The sequence below is a fragment of the Streptomyces carpinensis genome (assembly GCF_002154505.1).
Taxonomy (GTDB): domain Bacteria; phylum Actinomycetota; class Actinomycetes; order Streptomycetales; family Streptomycetaceae; genus Streptomyces; species Streptomyces carpinensis.
In genome coordinates, this window is the sequence record NZ_MUBM01000402.1 from 1 (window position 1) to 5,462 (window position 5,462).

At 72.6% G+C, this 5,462-nt stretch carries 6 protein-coding genes; all 6 read left to right on the forward strand.

The features are described from left to right. Window positions 1-331: 331 nt before the first annotated feature. The 6 genes from tdh (at window position 332) to BZY54_RS40485 (ending at window position 5,361) form a co-directional block, all read left to right on the forward strand. On the forward strand, window positions 332-1,360 hold the full coding sequence (gene tdh, locus BZY54_RS40460; RefSeq protein ID WP_086730357.1) for an L-threonine 3-dehydrogenase: 1,029 nt from the start codon (window positions 332-334) through the stop codon (window positions 1,358-1,360). Between the two features lie 152 nt (window positions 1,361-1,512). Then, entirely contained in the window at window positions 1,513-2,712 is a 1,200-nt protein-coding gene (locus BZY54_RS40465; RefSeq protein WP_086730361.1) for a glycine C-acetyltransferase, read from the forward strand. A gap of 74 nt (window positions 2,713-2,786) precedes the next feature. Beyond that, window positions 2,787-3,689, forward strand: a complete 903-nt coding sequence (locus BZY54_RS40470; RefSeq protein WP_086730358.1) for a LysR family transcriptional regulator — start codon at window positions 2,787-2,789, stop codon at window positions 3,687-3,689. A gap of 95 nt (window positions 3,690-3,784) precedes the next feature. Further along, window positions 3,785-4,396 (forward strand): helix-turn-helix domain-containing protein, encoded by a 612-nt coding sequence (locus BZY54_RS40475; RefSeq protein ID WP_086730359.1) that lies wholly within the window; start codon window positions 3,785-3,787, stop codon window positions 4,394-4,396. Continuing rightward, on the forward strand, window positions 4,393-4,956 hold the full coding sequence (locus BZY54_RS40480; protein WP_244217578.1) for a GNAT family N-acetyltransferase: 564 nt from the start codon (window positions 4,393-4,395) through the stop codon (window positions 4,954-4,956). Before BZY54_RS40475 ends, BZY54_RS40480 begins: the two co-directional genes overlap by 4 nt. Window positions 4,957-5,001: 45 nt before the next feature. Further along, window positions 5,002-5,361 (forward strand): MmcQ/YjbR family DNA-binding protein, encoded by a 360-nt coding sequence (locus BZY54_RS40485; RefSeq protein WP_086730360.1) that lies wholly within the window; start codon window positions 5,002-5,004, stop codon window positions 5,359-5,361. The last annotated feature ends 101 nt before the right edge of the window (window positions 5,362-5,462 follow it).

Consider the following 5,462-nt stretch of genomic DNA (forward strand, 5'->3'; position numbering starts at 1 on the left):
GGTTTCGCCCTGGTGCCGCCCCACCGGGTCTGTTTTTCACGCCGTCGGCCGAACGGCGGGTGGCTCGGCCGACGGCGTGAAAAACAGACCCGGTGGGGCGGCACCAGGGAGAAACCCGGCGGGACGGCGGGAAGGAGAGACCCGGGCGGCGTGAAGGAGAGGCTCAGGAGGACGGCGTGAAGGAAAGCTGTGGCCGCGTTTAAGAAATCCTCGATGGACCGGGGCGCCGCCGTACGGCAGATTGCTATGCGATTCCACCCCTCTCCCCGGACGCGGGTCCCTTCGGCATGCCCGTACCCCGCCCCGGGCCCTAAGCACAGGAGCCGTAGCGTTGAAGGCGCTGGTCAAGGAGAAGGCGGAGCCCGGGCTGTGGCTCACGGACGTGCCCGAGCCCGCCATCGGGCCCGGTGACGTACTGATCAAGGTGCTGCGGACCGGTATCTGCGGTACCGACCTGCACATCCGAGCCTGGGACGGCTGGGCGCAGCAGGCGATCAGCACCCCGCTCGTGGTCGGCCACGAGTTCGTCGGCGAGGTCGTCGAGACCGGCCGTGACGTCACCGACATCAAGGCGGGCGACCGGGTCAGCGGCGAGGGCCACCTGGTGTGCGGCAAGTGCCGCAACTGCCTGGCCGGGCGCCGCCATCTGTGCCGGGCCACCGTCGGTCTCGGCGTCGGCCGGGACGGCGCCTTCGCCGAGTACGTCGCCCTGCCCGCGTCCAACGTCTGGGTGCACCGCGTCCCCGTGGACCTCGACGTCGCCGCGATCTTCGACCCGTTCGGCAACGCCGTGCACACCGCGCTGTCCTTCCCGCTGGTCGGCGAGGACGTCCTGATCACCGGGGCCGGGCCGATCGGCCTGATGGCCGCCGCCGTGGCCCGGCACGCGGGCGCCCGCAACGTCGTCATCACCGACGTGAGCGAGGAGCGGCTGGAACTGGGCCGCAAGATCGGTGTGAGCCTCGCGCTCAACGTCGCCGAGACCACGATCGCCGAGGGCCAGCGTTCGCTCGGCCTGCGCGAGGGCTTCGACATCGGTCTGGAGATGTCCGGCCGCCCCGAGGCGATGCGCGACATGATCGCCAACATGACGCACGGCGGCCGGATCGCCATGCTCGGCCTGCCCGCCGAGGAGTTCCCGGTCGACTGGGCCCGGATCGTCACCTCGATGATCACCATCAAGGGCATCTACGGCCGCGAGATGTTCGAGACGTGGTACGCCATGTCGGTGCTGCTGGAAGGCGGCCTCGACCTCGCCCCGGTGATCACCGGCCGTTACGGCTACGCCGACTTCGAGGCGGCCTTCGCCGACGCCGCCAGTGGTAAGGGCGGCAAGGTCATCCTCGACTGGACCGCTTGATCCCCGGCTCGGTTCGCCTCCGGGGCACGGAGCCGGTGCCGGACAGACCGACCGTGCTCAGCCCCTCGGGCCTCCGCGCGCCAGGTCCGTCGTCCGTCGGCACCGGCGCGCCCCTCCGGCTCACTCGCCACCTGCACTCGATGGAGCTCCTCATGTTCACCTCCGTACGCGACGATCTGCGCGCCACCCTCGACGAGATCCGCGCCGCCGGCCTGTTCAAGCCGGAGCGCGTCATCGGCACCCCGCAGTCCGCGACCGTCGGCGTCACCGCGGGCGGCCGCCCCGGCGAGGTCCTCAACTTCTGCGCCAACAACTACCTGGGCCTCGCCGACCACCCCGAGGTCGTCGCCGCCGCCCACGAGGCCCTGGACCGCTGGGGCTACGGCATGGCCTCCGTGCGCTTCATCTGCGGCACCCAGGAGGTGCACAAGGAGCTCGAGGCCCGGCTGTCGGCGTTCCTCGGCCAGGAGGACACGATCCTGTACTCCTCCTGCTTCGACGCCAACGGCGGTGTGTTCGAGACGCTGCTCGGCGCCGAGGACGCGGTCATCTCCGACGCGCTGAACCACGCCTCCATCATCGACGGCATCCGCCTGTCCAAGGCCCGCCGCTTCCGCTACGCCAACCGCGACATGGCGGACCTGGAGCGGCAGCTGAAGGAGGCGGACGAGGGCGGCGCCCGGCGCAAGCTCGTCGTCACCGACGGCGTCTTCTCGATGGACGGCTACGTCGCCCCGCTGCGCGAGATCTGCGACCTCGCCGACCGCTACGACGCCATGGTCATGGTCGACGACTCGCACGCCGTCGGCTTCGTCGGCCCCGGCGGCCGTGGCACCCCCGAGCTGCACGGCGTCATGGACCGCGTCGACATCATCACCGGCACCCTCGGCAAGGCCCTCGGCGGCGCCTCCGGCGGCTACGTCGCCGCCCGCGCCGAGATCGTCGCCCTGCTGCGCCAGCGCTCGCGGCCGTACCTGTTCTCCAACACCCTCGCGCCCGTGATCGCGGCGGCCTCCCTGAAGGTGCTGGACCTGCTGGAGTCGGCCGACGACCTGCGCATCCGGCTGGCCGAGAACACCGCGCTGTTCCGCTCCCGGATGACCGAGGAGGGCTTCGACATCCTCCCCGGCGACCACGCCATCGCCCCCGTGATGATCGGCGACGCGGCCAAGGCCGGCCGGATGGCCGAGCTGCTGCTGGAGCGGGGCGTGTACGTGATCGGCTTCTCCTACCCGGTCGTGCCCCAGGGCCAGGCCCGTATCCGCGTCCAGCTGTCCGCCGCGCACTCCACCGAGGACGTCAACCGCGCGGTGGACGCCTTCGTCGCGGCCCGCGCGGAGCTGGAGGGCTGAGCGGCAGGGCCTGACCAGCGGGTGCCGGGCGGGCCGCGTGTGCCGCGCCCGGCAACCTTGCGATAATCGATCTCATGATCGAAGCGCGGCGGCTGCACATCCTCAGAGCGGTGGCCGACCATCGCACGGTGACGGCGGCTGCCGCCGCGCTGTACCTGACGCCCTCGGCCGTCTCGCAGCAGCTCACGGCGCTGGAGCAGGAGACCGGTCACCGGCTGGTGGAGCGCGGCGCCAAGGGCGTCCGGCTGACTCCGGCCGGGGAGATCCTGCTCAGCCACACCAACGCCGTCCTCGCCCAGCTGGAGCGGGCGGAGGCCGAGCTGGCGGCCTACGGCTCGGGCGCGGCCGGCACGGTCACCGTCGCCTCCTTCGCCACCGGCATCGCCGAGGTGGTGGCACCCGCGGTGGCGGGCCTGGCCCACGCGGCGCCCGGCATCCGCATCCGCGTCCAGGACGCCGAGGGCGACGCGAGCCTGCCGATGGTGCTGGACCGGCAGGTCGACGTGGCGGTCGCCGTGGAGTACCGGGGCGCGCCGCCCGCCGACGATCCCCGCCTCACCCACGTTCCGCTGTACGCGGAGCCCTTCGACGCCGTCGTCCCGGTCGCCCACCGGGTGGCCGACGCCGCGGAGGTCCCGCTGGCCGAGCTGGCCAAGGACCCGTGGATCAGCCCCTACCCGGGCAACCCGTGTCATGACGTGGTCGTTCTGGCCTGCGAGAACGCCGGTTTCCAGCCCCGCATCGACCACTCCTCCGACGACTTCCGCGCGGTCGTGGCCCTTGCCGCGGCCGACGCGGGCGTGGCCCTCGTCCCGCGCTCCGCGTTGCGCGGCATGGACCTGGCGGGCGTGGTGGTACGGCCCGTCGACGGTGTGGCGCCAACGCGCCGGGTCTTCGCGGCGGTGCGCCGGGGCGCCGAGGAACACCCGCTGATCCGTCCGGTGCTGGAGGCGCTGGGCGAGGCGGCCAAGGCGTAGGCAGGCACCGCACCAGCGCGGCCATCGGATGGGCGCGTGCTCGAGGTGAGCGTTCCGTAACCCGCGCGTTTCATATCCAGGTTATCGTCCCGGATATGAAACAGGCTGATCTGGATGATGTGGGCGATCCGAGGGAGCGCACTCTCGCGCCCGACCCGGTCGACGCCCGTCTCGGTGCCCGCCTCGCCGCGCTGCGGGCCGAACGCGGCTGGTCGCTCGGGGAGTTGGCCGAGCGCAGTGGTGTGAGCCGGTCGACGCTGTCGCGTGCCGAGCGGGCCGAGACCAGCCCGACGGCCGCCCTGCTCAACCGGCTGTGCCATGTCTACGGCCGCACCATGTCCCAGCTGCTCAGCGAGATCGAGACGGAGCACGCGCCGCTGGTGCGGGCCGCTGAGCAGACGGTGTGGGAGGACCGCGCCTCCGGGTTCGTCCGCCGGTCCGTCTCGCCGCCGCACCCCGGGCTGCGCGGCGAACTCGTCGAGGGCCGCCTGTCCCCGGGTGCCGACATCGCCTACGACCGTCCGCCCGTTCCCGGCCTGGAGCAGCACATCTGGGTGCTGGAGGGGAGGCTGGAGGTGACCGCGCAGGACATCGAGCACGGGCTCACCCGCGGTGACTGCCTGCGGCTGCGGGTGTGGGGGCCGACCCGGTTCCGCTGCCCCGGTCCCGAGGACGCGCGGTACGTGCTGGCGGTGGTGCGGCCGTGACGGCGACCGTGACGCGGCTGGACGCCGCCCGACTGGCCGACCGCATCGAGGAGTTGGCCGCCCTGCTGACCGACACGGTGGCGGGCGGCGCCTCCATCGGGTTCCTCGCGTCCGTCGACCACGCCGAGGCGGTCGCCTGGTGGAAGGAGCGGGCGGAGGGCGTGGCGGCGGGCCGGCTCGCCGTGTGGGCCGCGCACGACGCGGACGACCGGGTGATCGGCACGGTCGGCCTCGCCTTCCCCGACAAGCCCAACAGCCGCCACCGGGCCGAGCTGGTCAAGCTCATGGTGCACCGGCGCGCCCGGGCGCAGGGCCTCGGTCGCCGGCTGCTGGCCACCGCCGAGAACGCGGCCTCGGCAGCGGGCATCACCCTGCTGCACCTGGACACGGAGACCGGCAGCCCCGCCGAGCACCTCTACCGGTCGGCCGGCTGGACACGCCTGGGGGCGATCCCGGACTACGCGGCGGACCCGGCCGGGACGCTGCGGCCGACGACGATCTACTACAAGCAGGTGGGGGCGGACGCGAGGCGGCCGGGGGCGGACTCGCCCGCGGGGTGACTGCCCGCGGGGTGACTGTCAGTGGAAGCGGCTAGCGTGCGGGACATGCAGGATGCCGAAGACGTACGCCGTATCGCCCTGTCCCTGCCGGACACCACGGAGAAGATCGCCTGGAGCATGCCCACGTTCCGGGTCGCGGGCAAGATGTTCGCCACGCTGCCGGAGGACGAGACCTCCATCGCCGTGCGCTGTCCCAAGGAGGAGCGCGACGAACTGGTCCTGTCCGAACCGGAGAAGTTCTGGATCGCCGGCCACGAGGCCCAGTTCGCCTGGGTCCGGGTCCGCCTGGCCGCGCTGGACGACGAGGAGGAGCTGCGTGACATCCTCGCCGACTCCTGGCGCCAGGCCGCCCCGTCCCGGCTGCTGGAGGCGCACCCGGAGCTGGGGCTGCCGAGCGCGCGCTGAAAAACCCTCGGGCGTTGTCAGTGGGCCATGGCATGATCCGATGCACGGGGGCAGCCGGTGCGGGAGGGGATGTCGGCTGCCCCCGTGCATCGGATCATGCC